The 22,184-nt window shown below is 47.6% G+C and carries 15 protein-coding genes; 4 read left to right on the top strand and 11 right to left on the bottom strand.

Going from position 1 to position 22,184, the window contains the following annotated elements:
• The first annotated feature begins 46 nt into the window (after positions 1-46).
• The 3 genes from J4G07_01230 to J4G07_01220 are packed head-to-tail and all read left to right on the top strand — an operon-like array spanning position 47 to position 2,133.
• Entirely contained in the window at positions 47-352 is a 306-nt protein-coding gene (locus tag J4G07_01230; protein ID MCE2412603.1) for a hypothetical protein, read from the top strand.
• Positions 342-1,382 carry a phosphoribosylformylglycinamidine cyclo-ligase gene (locus J4G07_01225; GenBank protein ID MCE2412602.1) on the top strand — a complete coding sequence of 347 codons (1,041 nt, stop codon included), beginning with the start codon at positions 342-344 and terminating at the stop codon, positions 1,380-1,382. Before J4G07_01230 ends, J4G07_01225 begins: the two co-directional genes overlap by 11 nt.
• On the top strand, positions 1,369-2,133 hold the full coding sequence (locus J4G07_01220) for a hypothetical protein (GenBank protein ID MCE2412601.1): 765 nt from the start codon (positions 1,369-1,371) through the stop codon (positions 2,131-2,133). Before J4G07_01225 ends, J4G07_01220 begins: the two co-directional genes overlap by 14 nt.
• A gap of 60 nt (positions 2,134-2,193) precedes the next feature.
• Here J4G07_01220 and J4G07_01215 read toward each other — a convergent pair whose 3' ends face one another.
• The 9 genes from J4G07_01215 to J4G07_01175 all read right to left on the bottom strand — a co-directional run bounded on the left by J4G07_01215 (position 2,194) and on the right by J4G07_01175 (position 17,986).
• Positions 2,194-3,144: an energy transducer TonB gene (locus J4G07_01215; GenBank protein ID MCE2412600.1), complete on the bottom strand. Its 951-nt coding sequence runs from the start codon at positions 3,142-3,144 to the stop codon at positions 2,194-2,196.
• A gap of 218 nt (positions 3,145-3,362) precedes the next feature.
• Positions 3,363-5,621 carry a carbohydrate binding family 9 domain-containing protein gene (locus J4G07_01210; GenBank protein MCE2412599.1) on the bottom strand — a complete coding sequence of 753 codons (2,259 nt, stop codon included), beginning with the start codon at positions 5,619-5,621 and terminating at the stop codon, positions 3,363-3,365.
• Between the two features lie 100 nt (positions 5,622-5,721).
• Positions 5,722-7,968, bottom strand: coding sequence for a TonB-dependent receptor plug domain-containing protein (locus J4G07_01205; GenBank protein ID MCE2412598.1), 2,247 nt, complete (start codon positions 7,966-7,968; stop codon positions 5,722-5,724).
• Positions 7,969-8,031: 63 nt separating this feature from the next.
• Positions 8,032-10,254, bottom strand: coding sequence for a TonB-dependent receptor (locus J4G07_01200; protein ID MCE2412597.1), 2,223 nt, complete (start codon positions 10,252-10,254; stop codon positions 8,032-8,034).
• Between the two features lie 442 nt (positions 10,255-10,696).
• Entirely contained in the window at positions 10,697-11,545 is an 849-nt protein-coding gene (locus tag J4G07_01195; protein MCE2412596.1) for a phytanoyl-CoA dioxygenase family protein, read from the bottom strand.
• A 299-nt stretch (positions 11,546-11,844) separates the two neighbouring features.
• Entirely contained in the window at positions 11,845-12,921 is a 1,077-nt protein-coding gene (locus tag J4G07_01190; GenBank protein ID MCE2412595.1) for a formylglycine-generating enzyme family protein, read from the bottom strand.
• Between the two features lie 69 nt (positions 12,922-12,990).
• Entirely contained in the window at positions 12,991-13,773 is a 783-nt protein-coding gene (locus J4G07_01185) for a lipoate--protein ligase family protein (GenBank protein MCE2412594.1), read from the bottom strand.
• Positions 13,773-14,405 (bottom strand): hypothetical protein, encoded by a 633-nt coding sequence (locus J4G07_01180; GenBank protein MCE2412593.1) that lies wholly within the window; start codon positions 14,403-14,405, stop codon positions 13,773-13,775. The genes J4G07_01185 and J4G07_01180 overlap by 1 nt, the downstream gene beginning before the upstream one ends.
• Before the next feature lie 554 nt (positions 14,406-14,959).
• Positions 14,960-17,986, bottom strand: a complete 3,027-nt coding sequence (locus J4G07_01175) for a hypothetical protein (protein ID MCE2412592.1) — start codon at positions 17,984-17,986, stop codon at positions 14,960-14,962.
• 316 nt (positions 17,987-18,302) lie between these two features.
• Here J4G07_01175 and argG point away from each other — a divergent pair, with 316 nt between their 5' ends.
• Positions 18,303-19,541: an argininosuccinate synthase gene (gene argG / locus J4G07_01170; protein ID MCE2412591.1), complete on the top strand. Its 1,239-nt coding sequence runs from the start codon at positions 18,303-18,305 to the stop codon at positions 19,539-19,541.
• Between the two features lie 4 nt (positions 19,542-19,545).
• On the opposite strand, the gene J4G07_01165 is transcribed toward argG, so the two are convergent.
• Both J4G07_01165 and J4G07_01160 read right to left on the bottom strand, forming a co-directional pair.
• On the bottom strand, positions 19,546-20,538 hold the full coding sequence (locus J4G07_01165) for an AAA family ATPase (GenBank protein ID MCE2412590.1): 993 nt from the start codon (positions 20,536-20,538) through the stop codon (positions 19,546-19,548).
• Positions 20,539-20,808: 270 nt separating this feature from the next.
• Positions 20,809-22,167, bottom strand: a complete 1,359-nt coding sequence (locus J4G07_01160) for a sulfatase (protein ID MCE2412589.1) — start codon at positions 22,165-22,167, stop codon at positions 20,809-20,811.
• Positions 22,168-22,184 lie beyond the last annotated feature (17 nt).

The raw sequence follows: 22,184 nt of genomic DNA, 5'->3' as shown, positions 1-22,184 counted from the left end.
TCGGTCTTAACATGGGCTTGGAAGCGCGCCTTACGAGGGAAATTTTATGCAGTATAGACAACATGGTAAACAGAAGAAACCGAATCCGATAGGGACAGCGCAGGGACGATCTACACTCATTGCTCTACTTGGATGTGCAATTCTCGGCATGGTTTTGAGTAGAATCCTTCCGTTCTTGATTGGGAAGTTGCAGCCCAAGATGCCACCAGCGGAGGCGGAAGAGATTGGTGTTCTCGTAGCCTTAGGCATTAGCGGTATCGTGTTAGTCATTAGTCTCCTAAGGTCGAAGAAAGGCGTTTCACCGCTTCGTAAACAGTTATTGAAGGAACAAGAAAAATCAGATGGCAGCTAAAAAGGCTTTGACCTACGCCGATGCTGGTGTTTCATTTGAAGCAGAATCCGAGGCTATATCTCGGCTTAAACGCCTTGTCCAAACCACTTATCGACCTGAGGTACTCAGTGATGTCGGGAGTTTCGGCGGGCTTTTTGCACTTAAAACCTATCAAGAACCGGTTCTCGTTTCCAGTACAGATAGCGTTGGTACAAAACTAAAGGTCGCCTTTAAAGTCGGACGGCATGACACGGTCGGTTTTGATATTGTGGCACATTGCGGCAACGACATCGTCGTGCAGGGTGCAGAGCCACTCTTTTTTTTAGATTATATCGGTATTAGCAAAGTGGCACCAGCGGTGATTGAAGAGATCATAACCGGTCTCGCGTCAGGATGCAGAGAGATCGGTTGTGCCTTAATCGGCGGTGAAATCGCAGAGTTGTCAGATATTTATACACCCGGTGAATACGACTTGGTAGGGACTATTGTCGGTGCGGTTGAAAAGGCAGACGTGATTACCGGAGAGAAAATTACCCCGGGAGATCAACTCATCGGTTTAGGATCCGTAGGTTTACATACAAACGGCTTTACATTAGCTCGGCGTATTCTGTTCGACAGGTGCAATTACAGTGTAGACACCTATCTTCCTGAACTCTCAGCAACGGTCGGGGAGGCACTGCTTGCTTGCCACAAAAGTTACGTGAATTCTATTCTGTCCCTTCGTGAGGTATGTGACATTAAAGGTCTTGCCCATATCACTGGAGGCGGTTTACCAGCAAATGTAGAGCGGATTCTGCCAGACGGGTGTACCGCCTACATTCGGAACGGCACATGGGAAATTCCGCCCATTTTCCCGTTTCTCCAAGAGAAAGGGGATGTTGAAGCGTCAGAAATGTATAGGGTTTTCAATATGGGAATCGGGATGGTCGTGATCGTTGTTCCTGATGCCGTTGATGCTGCTCTGGAGTCTCTCAACGCGTCTGGGGAATCCACTTACCGAATTGGTGAAGTGATTGCCGGGAAAAAGGGGGTACAAGGTGTCCCTGTCTAACACCGATGCGCAGACCACATCCACCTTTTTAGATGAGACTGCACTACAAGAACTCACCGACTTGCTTGACGAAACGCATCCACAGGTGGCGTTGGCAGCATTCCAAAGTATTGACGATAGCGAGGCGGCAGTGTTTTTAGTTATGTGTACGCACTTAAAAAGTGAATCCACAGGAAATGCGCTCGCAACACATGCCGGAAAACTGTTCGCGCAGCTACCCTTTGATAAACAGGTGAGTATTGCTGAGAAGGTGACGACGACAGAGACGGTTGCCTCTGAATACGCTATGCAAATTTGGAATGAACAGATCGAGAGGATTAAGGAGGCGATCCAAGAAACCACCTTCTTGGGTGAAGGCACCGCGAACCTCGCCAAATTGTTATCATATCTGGATATAACAGAACAGAATGCGTTGCTGGAAGCGTTAGGCGAAAAGCAACCCAGTGTGGTGGATAGCGTCTCTGAGCAGTTGTTTACGTTTGAAGACGTAGGGAATTTGGAGAATGAAGCAATCAGAACTATTTTACAAGTACTGGACAAACCCACTTTAGCCCTTGCCCTACACAACGCCCCGACTGCTATACGTGATCGATTCTTTGAAAATATGTCAGCATCACAGGCAGAAGCCATTGAAACGGAAACTGCTCAACTCACATTTGAACAGACACAAATAGCCGATACAGCGCGCCATTCGGTTGTGAACTTAGTTCGTAACTTCGCGGCGAAAGGCTTGCTAAAAATTGGTTTTTAATATTGCGCCAGGGCAATCCCAAGGGCTGCCCCTACTCTTTTAAGACGGACGAGCCCACTACTATTTATCTTTGAGTGTAAAAGAATAAGGGATCTCAACCTGAAGGCTGATCGGGTTCCCCCCTTTTGTGGCAGGACGAAAAGTAGTTTTCCTCAACGCCGCCATCGCTGCTTCCTCAAATCCAAATCCAATATCTGTAATCGCTACAATATCCCTCGGAATGCCCTTCTCATCAATGGTTGCCTGTAGAATGACCTGACCTTCCTTGCCTGCCTTTGTGGCAGCTTCGGGATATTTGGGTTCCACCTTATATTTGTATTGTGGTCTAACGATGCCGGGCTCACTCTCAAAACTAACGCCATCCAACCCAAGGGCATCATCCGGAGCAGACGTGTCGAGTTTTTCCATCAGTGTGGGTGCCTCACGCTGTATCTCAAATCCGGGTGTCCGTGAGTCGGGTTCGATAGTCGTCGTGGGTTTTTCAAAGTCGCGTGGGACATCTATGAGTCTGGGTCCCTCATCGGCACTGGGTGTTGTGAGGTCACCTGTCGTCTCGGGTCCCTGAGGGATCGTAAATGCGTCCTGCGATAGCAGCTGGTCAGGGACAGTCACGGGACGTTGGACCTGGACTTTCTGCTGGGTCTGTTTTACCTCATTAAACTTCGGTGCTTCTCTACGTATGAAGCGGCGTTTGGTTTTTGGGTCTTCCGTGACGATACTAATATCAAACGTCTCTTGTTCAAATTCAATCCGATCGGCGATATAGAAAACGCCAATAATAATCGCTATAAGGACATGAAACACTATGGCGACGACAAACGCGGCGGAACTTCGTCCGACGTGCATTTGTGTGATAGGATGCTTCGGCATGTTCGTTTGTGCCGTAGAAATGCCATGCTCCTGACTGGCATCAAGCGAAACTTTTTTTAATGCGACAAAACGCTTCGGTTTTTTCCGATCAGCCCGGCGCTGCTGCATCTGACTGAGCATGCCCGAAGTTCTGCTATTCATCTGTTTTTCCTCCTGCGAAACAAAAGAGGGATAGTTTCGTGCTCAGCACATTGCTCGCTCGTGTTTCCTATATTAAGAGGGCGGCTAAAGTAAGTTTAAAAAAATACCTAATAATTATTCGCAATTCAGGCACCCTATGTTAGTATAAACATACTTTAATTGTAACACATTTTCAGTTTTGTGTCAATTTTTGTATCAAAACAGTCTCATTTCTCGGATTACGGGTTCCACCAGTAGGTCATCTTTGCAACCACCGTTGAATCCAGTAGGCGAGATCGAGTCGTGCCGTTCGTATCATACGTTTGATTGAAAACGAAGTAGAAATCGCTTCCCGGACGATAGATATAATTGATGAGGAAGTTGGTAGACACAACGTTGGTATCGGCATTCCACTGTGCAAATAGTTTCGCAAAGAGTCCCGTAGTGAAGGAATAGTCAAATCTACCTCTGAAAAGATTGACATAAACAGGACGGGGTTGCCCGTCAGTAAAATACACTTCCGGTAAATCCACTACCTGATTGAACTGATATTGTGCGCTCAGGCTTATATGCCCATTCGGCTTAACTGTGGTTTGGATATATGCTCTACGAACTACGCCTTTGTAGAAGTCTTCAATACCGCCACCAATCGTTGTACTGATCGGACGACTATCACTACTGGAGAGACGTACACTATACGAGTTGGATTGGTAGTCGCCTATCGGAATCTCTACGCCCTCCCTAAAATCGAAAACATCGTTCAGATGTTCAAAGCTGCGTCTCCCATTGAAAAGGATATAATCTCCAGAGCCAAATTCAAACCAGTTGGTGTAAGAAATGTCCCATTCTTCTAATTCGTTGTCGTGATTGAGAATATAGTTCATCTCTGGACCGGTCCAAATTTGTCGGATTCCGAACCTTTGGGGCATGGGTACCCATCGCATTTCACCGCGGAATTGTCGCATGCCGGTACGTCTCACATATCCGACTGCGGGATTAAAATCCTCGTCAATGTCGGTATACGAACCTTCTACACGGAAACGCTTGCTTCGCCAGTTGGAACCGATGTACCATGCATTATTGCGTCCAGAAGCATCCGGTTCAAACGTGCGAGACCACAGCCCTCGTACATCCACACTATCGTTGGGGCGGTATTCAAAGTCAAAACCGCCTGCGCGATTATAGTCGCCAATTTCATCTTTATTGACAGCGATCATGCCGATGCGCGAACCCGAGGCAACGTCCTTTGTAATTCGCATTACGGAATAATTGGTGTGCGGGATGTCAAGTGGATCATCTTCTGTATCAGCGTCATAAAATTCATCTGTTAGGACGTTGAGAAACCCTACGCCGTAAGAACCGATTTTGCCGCTCGTCTTTCCACCGAAGATAATCGGAATCGCGTTTCCTTCAGCAAGTCCAATACGACGGCTATAGAAAAGGAGCATCGGTGGCGGTCGGCGGAAACTCGTCCGCGGCACGCCGAAATCGAAAAGTCCGGCACCTTCCAAAAAGAACGGACGCTTTTCGGGGAAAAAGAGACTGAATCGGGTCAGGTTCACCTGTTCTTCATCGGCTTCAACTTGCGCGAAGTCTGTGTTATAGGTGATGTCAGCGGTCAGATTAGAGGTAATACCGTATTTGGCATCAAAACCAATTTTGAATTTTCCTTCTGTTTCAAGTCCTGTATCATTTTCATTGATTTGGGTCACGCCGGGAAGGATGTATGGAAGCACCTCTAAGTTCCGAGAGGGAGCAATGCCTGAGAGTCCGACGAGGTTGCCCAAGTTAGCAGTTCGATATTTCGCTCTGCCCCCATAGGATGCGGGGACAGGCACCCATATCATTTCTTCCTGATTTCGCGCGAGTTCGCGACCGGTGTTCATGCCCCATATTATCGGATCGCTCTTTTCAAAACGAAGTTGGCTAAACGGGATGCTTAGTTCAGAAGTCCAATAGGTGTCGTTGATTTTCGACTTGCATTCAACGACAGCGTCCCAATCCGAATTAAACGTGTCACCGCTGTTGGTTACGGCTCTGTCTTGTATCGCACCCAGGGCGTTCATACGGAAGAAGAAGCCGCTCCGTTTGTCGTTGTAGGTATCCAATATCAAGAACACGGTGTCATTTTCGTGCAAGTCCCGAGAATCTCGGCGCATCTCATTAGCAACCAGTTGCGATATATCTGAATCGAAGCAGGTAAAGCCGAAATAGATGTTCTCGTTATCGTAGAGAACCCGGACCTCCATCGATTCGGAACTGATTTCGCCTTCATACGGTTCAATCTGCACAAACTCGTTAATTGGCTCTGCGTGTTTCCAATCCTCCTCCGTTAAATCACCGTCGATTTCGATACTCTCGTAAGTGCGATATGCCTTAACTTGGTGATCGTGCGATTCGGCGTGTCCGCTGGGGACAAGGGTATGCAACAGCGCAATAAGGAATAAGTAGATTGGGACTCTTTGGAATTTCAGTGAAGAAGATAGATAGTCGTCCAAAAAACGTCGCCTCCTTTCAAAAAGGAATGTGGTTAATTTAATATTTAAAGACGAAAAAAGAGGCGAATTGGACTATATAAATTTCAATGAAACGGATTCCTCAGAATTCCAGCGTCATCGCTACAAATGGAATAATCGGTAATTGCGAAACAGGTTCCTCTTTTGTAAAATTCGGGCTGTAGCGCACTTCAAGGATGTTATTACGGTTATAAACGTTCCATACCTCAAGTGCCAACCCTAATTCCCAACCTTTATCCTCTAAACCGCCTAACAAACTAAATCGGAGACTCAAGTCTAACCGATGATACGGCGAGGTGCGCTTCCACTCTCCGTAAAGCGGTCGCCACTTTTTTTCCTTCGTCCGAAAGTTCGTAAAAGGGGTGCGACCTACTAACGGGGCATAGAGGACACCGCTCTGGTATTGCCACTTCGCGCTTATATCAAATGTGTCAATGAGTGGTACTGAGAGAAGAAGTTCTTGCGTGGCACTGTAACTCGTCGCGACAGTTAGCACATGCGGACTATTGTAGGTATAAAACCGGTGGAATTCTTCAGGAGAATCACGGCGTTTGGAAACTGTATAAGCATACGCCACCCACCCATTGAAGTTCTGGAAAATATCATGTTCTAAAGAAACTTCAAACCCACGCACAAATCCTTCCTGACCGTTCTGATACTGCTTTGCATCTTTATTGTAGATAATGAGATCTTGTAGTGTTTTGTAATAGCCGGCGATATTCATTTGCGTATTGAAGGGTAACGTTTGTCTCAACTCAAGAACGTAATGCGTTGCAAGGCTCTGTTCAAGAGACGCGTTTGATGGTACACCCAGCACAAACTGATCTAATCGTGGATTTTGCGCATAACGTCCATAACTGAAGTTCAGAGATGCATCTTGCCATGGAAGACTATAGTGGAGTTGGGCACGTGGCTGGAGGGATAGGTTATCCGTAAGATTGAAGAAGCTCGCTCGCACACCAAAAGTGCCCAGAAGGTCAGAATTGAATAGGTTCCGACTCGCTTGGAGGTACCCCTCTAAACGGTGAAGGTTTCGCGTCTCAGTGACGTAGACTTTCTCCAGTTGGTGCCGAATCCGAAACTCATAATCAGGATCTCCCTCTTCAACTCGGCGCGCGCCATCACTGATGACCGTTGAAGGGGTGCTTGAAAGCAAGTAGCCGAATTCTACAGTCTCATCGGGATTCTTTGAGGATGTGGTATAAGTGAAATCATTGCGGAGTGCGTAGACAGACGCTGCCGTCCGGTAGTAGTACTCTTCACCGAAAGCGAGTTCGTTTTCTGTAAACGAACGGGTGAATGACAGAATAGATCTAAATCGCGGCAATAAACGAGAATAGAAGTGAATTCCTTGGACATCAAAAGGGTTTTCTGAAATCGCGGGACCTCGAAGATCGCTGTCGTGAACTTCCCTCGCTCCCAAGTACAATTCAGATGCATCGTACGCGGTAACGGCGTTAACCACTATTCCATGAGTTTCATTGAGTTTGTAAACGCCCTTTAACTGATAACTCCAAAAACGCGGCACCTCTCGAACCAGATCCTCAAGTTCCACTAATCTCGATGCCAATTCAAAAAAGGGTTCCAGATAACTGAGTCTGCCGAAAGCGTACCAATATCCTTGCCCGGATAATGCCCTGTTTTCTAAGAATTCTTGGTCAGTGCTCGCCGATTTTCTGTCCTTTTCGTCTGCATCTCTACCGAATACCTGAGTATCGCCGAGAAGTATATCCTTGGAAAGATGGAAAATAGATTTTTTATCCGTTTCGTTTGGAACATTCGCCGCGGGGTTCTCTCGAAGGGATAAAGCACCACTGAGGAAGCCTTCGGAATAGATAAAACTCGGTTTTAGCATTCCATCCAACCACCCTAAAGACTCCATTTTTTGTGGGCGGGAATGGATATCAATCACCGCTTGTGAGTCCGCTCCAAATTCAGCACCAAACCCACCCGGATGCACATCAACCTTTCCAATGACCTCGGAACTCACGACCGAAACAATACCGAGGAGATGATAAGGGTATCCCAATGGTAATCGGTCAAAGTAGTAAAGATTATCTCCCGGCGCACCACCTCTAATGGAAAGGACCCCCATGAAATCGTTAACTGTCCCAACGCTTGGAAGTCGGGCTATCCCGCGAAGAGGATCGCCAGCACTGCCTGTCGCGCGCCTGAGCAAATCTCCGCTCAATGTCTTTCGGAATCTTGTTTCCAATCGTGTCGTCTCGACTTTTATTTCATCTAAAATGACAACAGATTGTGATGCTTCATCCTTTTCAGCGTCTGATTCGGCGGTATCATTCGTATCGGTTTGCCCGAAGGCCGTCAAGGGTAGTATGAAAATTAGAAGGATTAATGCCCGTTTCAGGTTTTTGTCTCCTCGGCAAAACGTCTAAAATTCCGCTGTAATCCCCAAATAGGGAATAATAGGTAATTGGTTAACATCTTCACGCTCAGTGTAGTTCTCGCTATACCTGTAATCGAGCAAATTCTGTCTGTTATATGCGTTTAGGAGTTCCAAGAAGGTGCCGAGTTTCCATCCGTTAAACTGGAAGGTTTTACTGACGCGCAGGTCGAGTCTGTGATAGGGCGGTAACCGATCAGAGTTAGTTTCAGCATAGATAGGAACGTAAATAGGTTCTCCGTTTCTCGGATCGAATCGGATTATTGCGTCTTCAATAGGTGTGTATGGATTCCCAGTCCGGTATTGCCACTTCGCACCAATCTCCCACGTAGGCGTAAGGTTGTAACTTGCAGCGAATGTAGCAACGTGCGTCTGATCAAACGAATAGAAGCGATAGGGTTCATCAGGACGGTCGCGGCGTTTCGACAGGGCATACGCGTAAGAAACCCAAGTGAAAAATCGGTCGCCGCCCCGATGTCGTAGAAAAATCTCGGTGCCTTGCGCATAACCGACACCTTGATTGAGATAAGCCGCTTCTTCGTCTGCAGTTACTAAGTCAGCAAGGTCTTTGTAGTAGGCTGCCATTTTGATTTCTGTATTTGGTGAAAGTGGCCGTTTAAGTTCCAGAATGTAATGACTTGCCTGACTCGACTTCAAGGCAGGGTTACCAATACTCGGAGAGAGTTGTGCCGGTATCGGGGTCTGATTGTAAATCCCATAGGCGAATTGGAGTTCAGAGTTGTTGGGAAGTTCCACGAGCACACTGCCGCGCGGCTGGACAGATAGCTGATTAATGCGGTTAAAATAATCAAATCTCAGCCCAAACACAACTGACAAAAACGGCAGCAGTGTGTATCGGTCTTGCAAATAGGCTTCAACGCGATACCCACGCACATACTCGTCTATGGCGACTTTTTCCTCGAACCGGATGTCATAGTCAACCTCGCCTTCATCAGGGATACGAGAGAAGGTGCCAGAGACTTGTCCGGGTTCAAATCCGAGGATTAACCCAGATTCAAGGCGGTGCTGCGCGTTTAACGCATAAGTAAGATCTTCGCGAAGAACATAATCTGGGGCATCGATTTCAAGTGAAAGTGATGGGCCGAAATTGACATCAAATAGAAACTTTGAACGGGTCAATGATAAATAGGAAGTGAGTCTTTCTGTCAAGAAGGAGCGAAGGTGGATGCCTGCGCCCTCAAAGCCACTTTCAAAACTCACATTTCCTTGAAAATCTTCGTCTATATTTTCGCCGTCCAACTTCAGGGCAAACCGATCGCCCGAAGCAAAGATATTAAAGAAGAGTTGATGCTTTTCGTTGAAGTCGTAGCCCGACTTTAGTTGGTAATCCCAGAAACGCGGAAAGGCAGTGATCGCTCCCGTCCCAAATGACAGAGATCCTATGAAAAGGTCGATGTAACTCCTGCGTCCGGCGGCATACCAGTAGCCCTTCTCGCCGACTTTGCCTTGAAGCAATCCCTCCGAAAAGAGAAGATTGAGGTTAAATTTTCCACGTAAATTTGCTGGACTGCTGTCCTGCGAGTAGATGTCAATTACGGCTTGAGAATCCACACCATACTCGGCACCGTAGCCGCCAGCGTAGACATCAATCCGATCGATAATTTCGGAACTCAGGGATGAGACGATCCCTCCGAAGTGGTACGGATAACCGACAGGCACTCGGTCGAAATAGTAGAGGTTATCTTCGTCGGAACCGCCACGAATATAGAGGGCACCGCTAAAATCATTCGCGACACCGATACCCGGAATTGCTGGAAGGGCGCGAAGGGCATCGCCGGCTGTACCGGGGAGACGCGTAATTTCCCGTGCCTGAAGGCTTTTTTTACTGACGGTCTTCGGGGCACTTTCGCCGGTTACTTCGACTTCCTCAAGACGATACTGTGTTGTTTCGACATAGATTTCAGGTTCCAGCGTCTCTTCTTCCGTAACAACAATAGAGGTGCGGTGCAACAACTCAGTATTAGGCACCGTGGTAATTAAAGTATAGGTTCCTGCGGGGATAGCACTAAAAACGAACTTTCCATTTTCATCAGTTTTCTGACGTGTGTCGATTTCAACGATGAAAACTTCTGCCCCTGCTAATGGCGCTTTCGTACTGTTGTCATAAACAGTTCCTTGAATTGATCCTGTTTCGGAAAAGGCAACCGCGGGAATCCAAAATACCATTAGTAGGCAAAAAAGCATCTTCATGAAAATTGGCAACTCCTATCCGTGTGAGAAAATTATATCCGATGTATTCAACGTGAGTCCAAATTTAAAAGTTTACAGCGCGCGAGCAGGAGGTTCGGTTGCTTCCATACATTAAAAGTAAAGAAGGAGAAAACAGAACGTGCGAACGCTATGTAGGTTGTCCCTTGCACCGTGCTTGAGTGTTTTTTGATGTTCTTATGCGGAATTTGCGTTGTTCTATAAAAGTATACAATTTTCTTTTCAGATATGCCAAAGAAATGTGGAATTTTTATGGTAAAATCTGCAATTATTTGGACAGTGCAGCGCGAGGTAAGATAGGGCTGCCATCCTCTAAAATCTTCGCATATTTTTGGATTTTGCTGTGGGAGTTTGGAAAGATGAGCCTCTCACCCTAAATGCTCATGAAGGGCGGACAGCGTTGCCCGCCCGTCGTGTTTTTGTGTTAGCGCGCAACAGCATCAGAACCGAGGTTTTCCTGAATCCACGCGCGAAGTGGCACATCCTTTTCACCGGGAGATGTAAAGCCGTGCCCACCTGTGCTTTTACCCAGAATCTGTTGGCGAATCGGGTCGGAACAGTCCATATAGTGCTCCACCGTCATGTCATCGCGTGGCTGCAGCCAGCGGTAACTGTAACCGTAAAACAATACTTTCCGAGTGACATCAGAGGTATTCCGTCCTGCGGAATGCCAGAGCCTGCGATCGAAAAAGACAGCCGTTCCCGGTTTGGCAAATACAGATGTCGCACCCTCGGGATCCGCCGTAGGATCATCGGGCATTTCTAAAGTATTCGATTTCTGGCTCCCCGGCACCACCGAGAAATTACCGCGTCCCGGCACGGATGTATCGGTCAGGAAAAATGCGACTTTCAACGATACGCGGGGTCGCGGGTCTCCTTCCAATTCAAAATTGAGTCTACCACTATCCTGGTGCCAACCAAGACGTTGGGATTTGTCGCGCTCTTCAGGAGGCAGCGGCGGTAGCACAATTAGATGTGAATGGTAGAGTTTGATGTTCCACCCTAAAATTCCCCAGACCTTCGGAAATGTCGTGTGCCAGTCAAGCAGCTCGATAAAGCTATCGTCTCTTCCGACAAAATCGAGGAGGTTGAAACGCGCATCGGTTGGGAGTTCATTTTTGCCCAGATGCTCTGCCCCGACTCGGTCAACAGCTGCGATCAACTTTTCAACCATCTCCTGCGGGATGGCATCCTCAACCACAAAGAAACCGTTGTCTTCAAATTGCTGTTTTTCTGTTTCGGTCAAACAGTGTTCCAAACATAGCGGGTTCATTATTCTCCCCTTATAGAAGCGACTTGAGGTCGCAATGCTTGAGTTTGCTAAAGTTTACACTGAATTCAAATTTCGGTCAATGCGAATTTTTAATTATTCGCAAGGTGTTGTATAGGGCAATCTGTTTAATAATGTTTCCGATTAAGGCCCGATACGCCGTTGTTACAAGCTACCGTTTGTTTTTGTGTGTTCAAACCCGTAGTCCGTAATAAAATGGAGGTGTTTTTGCTTGGGTATTTCTTCAGATAGGCGGCACGCCCACAAGAGTTCCAACGTCTTTGATTACTCCCAAGGTAAAATTAAAAATCGGACTCTACCTGTTTGGCTCGTGCTACTGCACGCCATCTCCGCCAGAAATTCACGCTGGCACTAAAAAGAAATCCGACCCCGATAATACCCGCTGTCACAGCACCCAATACCAATTCAGGCTTCTCTACAATACCGTAGATCGCGCCTCCAATGAGTAGGACAGCGATGAAGGTATCTTTGAGACTGTTCTTTTGCGCCCGTTTTTGAAGGAGATGTAGGTTACTTAACTTCCGTTCCTTTACATAGTCAGCAAGGGGGTCCGCAGGAACATGCACCGATTCGACTTGTCCGGGTAGCACCTCACGCACACACCGAAAACCGATATTCCCAGCGGCATAGTCTGGTGGTGCATGTAAACGATTGGCGCACCGAAAATAGCGTTCCGCAGTGCCATCACGTACTTCTAACCATGACCCGCCACGCATGGCTTTATGTTTATCATCTATTCCTTGTTTAAGCGGTTTTGGATTGGAATATGGTTGATACCAATCGGCAGTCCATTCCCAAACATTTCCTGCCGCGTCTCCGACACCGTAGGGACTTATTGTCGCAGGACGAACTCCTACAGGTGTGAGGTGTGCCGTCAGAATCTGTAAAGTTTCTGCTGGAGTTTCTGTGGATTCAGATTCATCAGAAACGAAGATATTGCCCCACGGATAAATCCGTCCATCAGGACCACGACAGGCTTTCTCCCATTCTGCTTCTGTTGGTAACCGCTTGCCTGCCCATTGTGCATACGCGTTGCTATCATGCCAACTTACATGAACAACCGGAAGGTTTGCCTCTTCAGGTGAGAAGGTTGCATTTTTCCAATGTGGCGGTGCTGGGTGATTCGTTGCCTGCACGAAAGCCGCATACTCGGTATTTGTTACGGGATACTGTTCAATCAGATATGCTTCGAGAAAACGGACATGCATTGGTGCTTCATCGAGTTTGGCATGCTCCGAATTGGCTAAAGCAGTGCCATAGAACGCTTCAATATCGGTACCCATGATGAACGCGCCCCGTGGAATAAGAATATTTTTAATTATACCTTGCGGAGAAATGACGGCAGTTGTAGCTTTCACGTGTGCTTCTTAAATCCGCCCTCCATTACATTACGGGCTACAGTTTCGTTGCTATTTGCTAATGTGCCTTTATCCAAAATTCCACGCGCTTGTAGCATACTTGGTCTCAGCCAAGGTTGCTGCCTGTGCACATTCTTCCAGTGATAGTTTTCCTGAATTAAACGGGATTCCGAATTCAAATGTTTCGCAAACGGTTTGGATAACCACATCCCTTGTTATAAAACGTCCATCTACATTGATAGCAGTCGATTTTTCGTGGAGGCTCTGTTGGACCTCCGGGTCCTTTGAAACGCGCTTGAGGATAAATGAAGGTGGCATATCTAATGTAATATATCCTTGAAACATAATTCCCTTCCGATTACGTCTCACAGAAACGCCTGCTAACTTCTTGTCGCCAGACATAACATCATGTTCGGCAGGATTCGTCAAACAGATATTTGGAACTGACTCGGAGGGATTGGGGCATTCAGTGTAGCATTGCGCGGGGACACCGAGTTTCTGAAATGCCTTGACGAGAGTGTGTCCGATGCGTTGATACGTGTCGGAAATACCCATCTCTGAAGCAGCCCGTGGGAGCACCAATGTATACGTCAATTCCCATCCATGCACGACAGTCCCGCCGCCCGTCATTCGTTTCACCAATTCGATGCCGTCTGCGCGGCACGCCTCCACATCAACTTCTGACGCAATATCCTGAAAATAGCCGAAACTGAAAGCTGGAGACGACCACTCATAAAACCGCAGCGTCGGTTTCGGGTGCTCCTGCTGTCCAAGCAGAATTGCCTCGTCGATCGCCATATTCATCGCGGCAGAATTTGCGCCCATATTCAGGAGCCGTCCGACTGTTTTCATCAGGATAATGCTACACGGCACACCGCAGTTGTATGTGCATCGCAATACCAGAAAGACCCATCCCAGTAAGTCATTCCATGCGGTTCAGGATGCGGTTCAGGTATCTCAATTTTGTTCAGATGGCTACCATCTTCTGGATTCAGATGGAAGATCGCTCGGTGGTTCGTCTCAACGCACCAGAGATCGTCGCCTATCCATGCGATACCGTGTGGTCGATCGCCGGGAGCAGGGAGCGTGTGAATGACTTTGAAACCATCTTCAACATCGACCTGATAAATGGTGGCGGATGGCGGGACCGCCAACCAGAGTTTATTGTCGCGCCACTCTAAGCCGTGGGCACCCGTCTGACCTGCACCCGGTGTGTCATAAGAAGCGAGTGTTTTACCGCTTTCCGGATCCGCTGAGAGGATTTCGCAACTGTAGGTAGACGCCAGCCAGAGGGTATTCCCTGTATCCGTGATACCGCTTCCTCTGTCGGAACCGGTGTCGAGTGTCTTTTTTACAACGCCATCATAAGAGACGAGGTGCACTTCGTTGGTCTGTTGGTCGAGAATCCAGAGCCCTTCTTCGGTGGCTTGCATTCCGTTAGGTTGTGGTCCTGGGGAGTCAAAAACTTTTTCGATTGTCGGCATGAGAAACCTCCGTATAAAACATACATTGCTTGAGGTTGCATTGTATGCTGTTTTGGAACGGATGTCAAGGATTTTTTGGCTGCATTGATGGTGGATTAAAAAAATAAGTTAATATTTCGCTGGACTCTTGAGGCGAAGCAAGCAGCGTGCGGTAGGGTCTTTCATCCAACCGCACCAGTGGAGAGTGTATAAGTAATTCTAAGATCTACCATGTATAATATGGAGGCAGCAAATATTCCAATCTGTCCTGCATGCGGGAGTATGTTCGCCGGAATGGCTTGGAAAAGGAGTTGGCGAGCAGCAGACAGAAAGCCTGCTGAACTGTTCCCTCTGCGCTCTACCAATTTCCTATTTAATTTGGAGTATGACTGAAATCATGATGACGTATGATGTATGAATGGATTTCAGTCATATTATATTATACATAGATTGATTCAGTTTTGCAAGAAACAATGCCAAAATTGTATAAAAAATACAATTTTGGCATAAAAAATCTTATTTTTTTATGAATTTCGCGCAAAAAATGCGTTTTTAATTAAAGGGGAGACACTTGCCTATGCCAACGCATAAACCCCGCGCCGGATCCTCACAATCTCACCCATTTCCACAAGATGGGTGAGTTCGTTTTTAATGGAACCCGGATTCCCCTGAATTGATTCAAGGATTTCGGATGTTGTTTTCTCTCCATCCGAAAGCAAATCTAAAATCTGCACATGGAATGGAATTCGCTCGAGTTTACTGCCCCTCAATCTCATCAAGATACGGTTTGCTTGTGCCTTGGAAACCCCAAGCAAATATTCAACGCGTTTTCGGCTCCAAGACGCATCCATGTTTGCGTATTCTGCCTCGTACCCTGCACGTATCCGAATCGTCTCTGAAAGTTTGTCCAACCCACCAGCAATCTCCAAGTCTTCCCAATCGAACAATTCCGTCTCTGGTGCGTCAGTGATAGCGGGTACCCGCAAAGCCGTGTTGAGAATTAGCGTTTTATCCGATGTCTCATTGAATCCAGCGATACGGATAATTTGTGTCAATGTCCCTACAGCATTCTGTTCGTAGAGTTCTTGTATCCGTTCATCTTCAAATTGATAAGGGTTCACAGTCAAGTTATAATTTAACGGTTGTTCTTGGTTTCCAAACAATATTTTCGCTTGTTCCCAGATGAATTTTGGGGGCCAATAGGGCGTGCCAACGATCCAGACAACATCAGCAGCTTCAAAGATGGATTGTAGAGCCTTGATGCGGTCGTAGTAAACGTCAGCAGCCTCAAAAGTGGATCGCAAATCCTCAGGGCGTGCCGGGGTGTCTCTGATGAGATCGTGGTAGCTGATAATCTTATCAAAAACATTTTTCAACATCACCACTGTGCTTGAGCTCGAAATAACAACATGATTGCAATCCGGATGCCGCTTCATTTCTTGATAGATACCGCGAAAAAAGCGACTCGCAATTTCAGAAAGGCCAAACACATCCCAATTAACCTCGTAGTTTGCGATTGCATAGGAGATATGAGGCGCACTCCGCAGCTGAAAAGACTTATTCCCTGAAAGCGATGTCTCCTGCGATTCAACCCATCTGACCGAAACGGTCTCTTCAGGAAACACTTCTTTGAAACAATCTCCCGCGAACGTTGGTGATATGAACACAAGTTTCTGAACCTCTTGATGAATTCGTGGCGGTAACCAGAACCGCAAAATCCCGTCCTCGACAAACATTGGAGCATCCATGTCGCGCGTGTAATGCGCAAAGAATGCCTTCAACTGATGCCATAACGTCCACTCCGGGTCGCGATACACATTTGGGGTCTGCGCTATGTTTTCTGAGGTCGATATATCCAAAATCCCAAACTCGATCGCACTATCAATATCTATTGCTAAGCTGCTGCCATCTTTAGATGTATAATTTACTTCACACATCTGCTGAACAATGCTATCTTCTAACCCTTCAAATGCCTGAACAACAGTGCGAGTCCGCTTCGCAATATCACCATGTTGACTGTCTGTAATCCGAATAGCGTTCAACATTGTTTTCGCGAATTGACCTAACGCCGCACCGCTCCAATTAATGAGCCATCCTTCAAGAATTTCGATTGACAAATGATGCTCTGAAAAGAGCTTGGCAGGATGGGATTCAGAATCATTTATAACACAGACCCTATCGGGAATAATCAACGCATCAACAAACGCCGCATACCGCTGATCCAGAAAGAGGTTCGGAATATCAGATACAATGACCTGCTTCTCCTTGAGCGTCTCGAATTGAGAAAGATACCCGCGCACTTGACACGCGTCATAAGCTGGACAACTCGGGCAGATACTCCTATTCGGATCACCACCTTTCTGTTCTAAGGCATCACATCTTTCGGCATCTTCGCAGACGTTCCGGTGCGCAAAAGGATTCTGCATCCGTTCAGCAATCGGTGTCCACTTCGCCTGCTCCCAGCGATAGTTTCTCGGTTTCCAACGTTCTACTGAAACGCCCAGCCTTTCATAATATTGCTCTGCCTCTTCAGCATCATGTGCGGTATTAGCGTTGACCCATAGAGGTGCCGTATTTAGAAACGTCGCTTCGATCTCACGTTTCTTTTCCGTGCTGATCGGACCCGTAATAATCCCAAGAATGCGTTCCTCACCTTCGAAGAGATTCCTCTCATCCTCAGCCCCAGTGCGTTCCAGTTTTTCAAGGATAGGTTTCGGTCGTCTGATTCCAATCGGACTTACCTCACCGCGTCGCACTGCAAGGATATTCTCATTCACAACTTGCTCTATTTCTAACGATTCTATGACAGCAAAATCGTCGAAATCCTGTGTATCCTCGATCGTTTCATCTATCCTGTGTAATTCCAATGCCGGGGCGGGTTCGTGCAACAGGTCTCGAAAGACATCGAGAAACGCAAAGAGCACATCTTTAGAAATGATGGGCGGGTCTAATAGATTGCCCTTAAGAATCTCGTAGCGGGCATCCCAGCGAGTAAAGCCTTTATCCCCAATAATTCTAACATACACATCGCAGTCGCGATGGCGGTCTTTGTCAGGTAGATGCTTATGAACATACTGCTGCTCATCCGTTGTGTTTGGGTGAAGATAGTCTGGCACTCGGCACGAAAATCGCAAGCCTCCAGCCTTGAGCAAGGTGAGTAGCGGATTCATAACAGCGTTGATGAGTGCGTCCAGACATGCAACAACGGCATCAGGGGCATCGCGGATCGCTCTGTAGGTGAACTCGATGTCATGCCAATTCGCTCCGTCGCGCGCAGATGGTGTTCCTGTATAGACCTGAATCCCCCACGACGAAAACCATCGTCTCGGCTCCCAGTTGAGTGTGCCTTGTCGTCTTAAGAGACGCGAGCCGCCACAATACACTGGGCCTCGATCGAATTCCGGTGCCTGTCCAATCGGCATAAACGAAATATTTGCCTGTTCAAGGTCATGCAAAAGCAACGGATATCGACGTGCACAATAAACAATATAGTGGTAAGGGTGCTCACCGTGCAACGTGGGTGAGACGATTGTCTCCCGCTGCTGCAGTTCCTTTCGTCGCTGTTCATGGCACTGTTGGATAATATCCTTGACAGATTCCATGCGGGGAAATCTCCATAGAAATGGATGTTCTCGGGTTTTTATGAACCTTAGAAACGACTTGAGAGAATCGTGTGAAAATTGCGAACCTAACGCCATTTGCAACAAGGTGAGGCGGAAAGGTCTCGCTATCTTCTACCTCTCAGAGTCGTTGCTCGGGATGGAGTAAGTGCCACCGCACCGTTTGAATTATTATGCTATAAACTGGATAAATTGTCAAATATATTTTTTTTTAGTGTCTCAATATTGATTTGCAAGCTGCACCAAAAAGTGGTATAATTCCGTCATAACTTAATAGATGATACCTTGGAGATTGCTTTTGAACATTGATGCATTAAAAGGAAAAACGGTGGGTGCCGCTGTTTCGGGCGGCTTAGATAGTTGTACCATCACTAAATGGTTGGTCGATAACGGGGTTAAGGTCGTCTGTTTTACGGCAGACCTCGGACAACCTGACGAACGGGACGTTTCGGAAATCCGGGAACGAATGTTGGCATGCGGTGCCGAAGATGCGATTATGGTTGACGCGAAGGACGCACTCGCAGAGGCGGGTATCCAACTCGTCCAGTGCCAAGCCATGTATGAAGGCGGATATTGGAATACGACTGGCATCGCGAGGCATGTCACCGTGAAAGCACTCCTGCCGGAGATGGAAAAACGCGGCATTTCCATCTTAACACACGGTGCGACGGGTAGAGGCAACGATCAGGTGCGATTTCAACTCGCCACCAATATGCTCAATCCACATTTCGCTGTCTATGCCCCGTGGCGAGATCCGAACTTCCTCACAGTGTTCGGCGGCAGGAAAGAGATGATAGACTTCTGCCAAGCACATAACCTACCGATTACTGCGACACACGAGAAACCCTACTCAACCGACGCAAATCTGCTGGGACTCACGCATGAAGCCGGACGCCTCGAATCTTTGAAAACACCAGCAGGCTTTATTATCCCCGGTATGGGAGTCCATCCAAAAGACGCACCTGATGACATAGAGCACTTTACGGTCATCTTTGCCCGCGGAACACCTGTTGAGGTTAACGGAAGTCCCGTTACACCCCTTCAGAGTCTATTAGAGGCAAATCGTATTGGTGGACGAAATGGTGTCGGCATCGGCATCCATACCGTTGAAAACCGGTTTGTCGGGATTAAGAGTCGTGGTGTTTATGAATCTCCGGGGATGGAATTGCTTGGGAAGTGTTACGAATATCTACTGCAACTGATTTTGGATAGACGCGCACGCCGACACTTTGATGGGGTCGCCGCCACGATTGCGGAGCAGGTATATCAGGGTTACTGGTTCGATGCGGCGACACAAGCGCTGTTATCTTCTATTGGACCGCTCACTAACTTAGCGAGTGGGAGCATTACAGTTGCACTCTACAAAGGGAATGTCGCGTTCTATGCCGCAGGTGGAGCACCGCATTCGCTCTATTCCGAAGAGACTGCCTCTATGGAGGCGATTGGTGACTTTGACCATGCCGATTCAGAAGGGTTCTTAGCAGTCCTCGGCGTAGGTGCACGGGCATCGGCTGTAGCAGGACAGACAGAGGAATAGACGTTCAAGGCACTTCAATCTTCGCGAATACCTGCGAAATAATACTCTCGACATCGCGCCCCTCCGCCTCTGCTTCGTAACTGATGATGACCCTGTGTCTCAGGACATCCATGCCGACTGTATGGATGTCTTCAGGCGTAACGTAACCGCGTTGAGAAAGGAACGCCCGTGCTCTCGCAGCAAACGCCAGAAAAATGGTCGCGCGCGGCGAAGCACCGTATTCAATGAATGTGCTGAGTTCATCCAATCGATACGCTTCTGGTGCGCGCGTCGCACACACCAAATCGACAATATAACTCTCCAACTGCTCTGCCATATAGATGCTGCGGACCGCCTCTCGGAATCGGAGAATATCTTCCGGAGAAATTACCGGTTGAATCGTTGAGATTTCTTCGGTCGTCATGCGTCGGAGAATTTGCAATTCCTCTCCATGTGAAGGGTAGTTAACCTTAATCTTGAGCATAAATCTATCCACTTGTGCTTCGGGGAGCGGATAGGTGCCTTCGTGCTCAATCGGATTTTGCGTCGCCAAAACGAGAAACGGATCGTCAAGCGGATAAGTCGTCCCACCGATTGTTACCTGCCGTTCCTGCATCGCTTCAAGTAAGGCACTTTGCACTTTGGCGGGTGCGCGATTTATCTCATCTGCGAGGATAATGTTGGCAAAAATGGGTCCCTTTTTCGTGTAAAAATCCCCTTTTTGTTGATCGTAGATAAGGGTCCCAACGAGGTCGGCGGGGAGCAGATCGGGTGTAAACTGAAGGCGATTGAAAGAAGCGTCTATCGTCTGCGCAAGAGCACTCACAGCGGTCGTCTTCGCGAGGCCGGGTACCCCTTCAAGTAGAATATGCCCGTTGCAGAGCAATCCAATCACTAACCCCTCTAACAGCGCACTTTGTCCGACGATGACTTTTCCTGTCTCTGTGAGAATCTGCTGTATAAGCCCACTGTCTGCTTGGATGCGGGCATTTATCGCCTCTAAATCGTAGTTTTGCAATTTTTAATTTTACCTTGCGGGTTCTTAATTTTACCTTGCGGAGGAACAACATACCTTTAAACGCTTGCGGGTCTCTCTTATATCCGCCTGCGTGTTTTTGCTTGAGGTTTTTGCTTGGGCGTTTCTGCGGATTTCTGCGGATTGTTGCAGGCTACCACTTTGGTATTGCCATGTAAATCCTGATTCAGACAACTGCCCGTCTATCTGTAATCATAAATCTCTTTACTGATTGCAGACTGTTGATTGCTGACCGCTGGTAACTGACTGATATTACGTGAAAAAAGGTTGTGTTTCGCCTTCTTGGAAGGACTGCTCAAGCCACGGATCTTCAGTTTTCTGACGGAATTCAATAACCTTTTGGCGCATCTCGTTGGCGATGTCTTGTAACTGCGGTGCGTCAATTAGATTTCGCGACTCGGCTGGATCGTTCTGCATATCAAATAAAGCCTCTCGGCTCTGCTGTAGGAATTCGGTCCGTTGTCGTTCACCGAGCTGTTGGACGTTGTCGTTCCGCACGGCTGTCCATGAGATTGAGCGGAACAGGTCGCTGGGGAGAGGTGTCTCCAACTGATATGCCAGATTTCGGACATACTTATACCGTCTACCACGCAGGACGCGATACGGATAATAGTTCGTCACCTCGTGGAAACAGTGGGAAAAGTACGTTTCCTCCCAGTCGCCGTTACCCGGGTATGGACTATCGTCCTCCAAGACAGTAAGCAGCGATCTACCAGGAAGCGCGTCTACTCCGTCCGGATGTGTAACACCGCACCAATCTAACATTGTCGGACAGAAATCTACCCAGTTAACGAGTGCCTGATTGTGAAAACCGCGTTTCTGTTGCGTTGGACTCGCAATAAGTAACGGACAGTGGTGTCCGCTATCAAAACTGGATGCCTTCGCGCCCGGAAATGGCATCGCGTGATCCGTTGTAACAAAGACAAGGGTTTCATCTGCACGTCCGGAAGTGTCAAGTGCCTCCAGAACTGAACCCACCACAGCGTCCCACCGCGACACACTCTCGTAATAATCAGCGAGATCTTCACGGACAGCGGGAACGTCCGGCAGGAAGTTCGGGACAATGATCTCATCTGGCGAATAAGAACTCGGTTCGATGCCAGCATGCGTTCGGTCATTCCCAAACCCCTTGCCAGCGCGATGTGGATAACTACTGCCAATGTGGAGGTAAAACGGTGTATCTGCATTCTCGTTGAGAAATTCTGTAACCTTCGCCGCCATTTCTACAGGACTACGGGCATTGACTTTCGGTTCAAAATCGAAAGGATAAACACTTTCAGGTTCAACGTGTTTCTTTCCGAGGCACGCCGTGGCAAATCCGTGCGCTTTCAAAATTTTCGGCACCGATTGCATATATTCATGTGTGCGAAATCCGTGAATGCCGTGGCAGTGTCCATATTGTCCGTGTGTATGGCTATGTTGTCCTGTAAGAATACAGGCGCGGCTCACAGCGCATGAGGGGCTTGTGCAGAAAGCATAATCAAACACAACACCGCGTTCGGCAAACGCATCGATGTGCGGGGTTCGGATGACCTCATTTCCGTAGCATTGTGCAATTCGGCTCCAATCGTCCGCGATGACAAACATAACGCTTTTATAGGGCTTGTTCATAATTTTCCTTATATGCG

Source organism: Candidatus Poribacteria bacterium (assembly GCA_021295715.1).
Lineage (GTDB): Bacteria > Poribacteria > WGA-4E > WGA-4E > WGA-3G > WGA-3G.
The sequence above is the reverse complement of the archived record's forward strand: the minus strand, read 5'-3'. Positions and strand labels throughout refer to the sequence as shown.

What these genes read in the sequence shown, in the direction of transcription:
- J4G07_01180 (MCE2412593.1), bottom strand. Translation starts at nt 14,405, where the DNA reads ATGCCGACAATCGAAAAAGTTTTTGACTCCCCAGGACCACAACCTAAC.
- J4G07_01230 (MCE2412603.1), top strand. Translation starts at nt 47, where the DNA reads ATGCAGTATAGACAACATGGTAAACAGAAGAAACCGAATCCGATAGGG.
- J4G07_01200 (MCE2412597.1), bottom strand. Translation starts at nt 10,254, where the DNA reads ATGAAGATGCTTTTTTGCCTACTAATGGTATTTTGGATTCCCGCGGTT.
- J4G07_01160 (MCE2412589.1), bottom strand. Translation starts at nt 22,167, where the DNA reads ATGAACAAGCCCTATAAAAGCGTTATGTTTGTCATCGCGGACGATTGG.
- J4G07_01195 (MCE2412596.1), bottom strand. Translation starts at nt 11,545, where the DNA reads ATGAACCCGCTATGTTTGGAACACTGTTTGACCGAAACAGAAAAACAG.
- J4G07_01225 (MCE2412602.1), top strand. Translation starts at nt 342, where the DNA reads ATGGCAGCTAAAAAGGCTTTGACCTACGCCGATGCTGGTGTTTCATTT.
- J4G07_01215 (MCE2412600.1), bottom strand. Translation starts at nt 3,144, where the DNA reads ATGAATAGCAGAACTTCGGGCATGCTCAGTCAGATGCAGCAGCGCCGG.
- J4G07_01175 (MCE2412592.1), bottom strand. Translation starts at nt 17,986, where the DNA reads ATGGAATCTGTCAAGGATATTATCCAACAGTGCCATGAACAGCGACGA.
- J4G07_01185 (MCE2412594.1), bottom strand. Translation starts at nt 13,773, where the DNA reads ATGAAAACAGTCGGACGGCTCCTGAATATGGGCGCAAATTCTGCCGCG.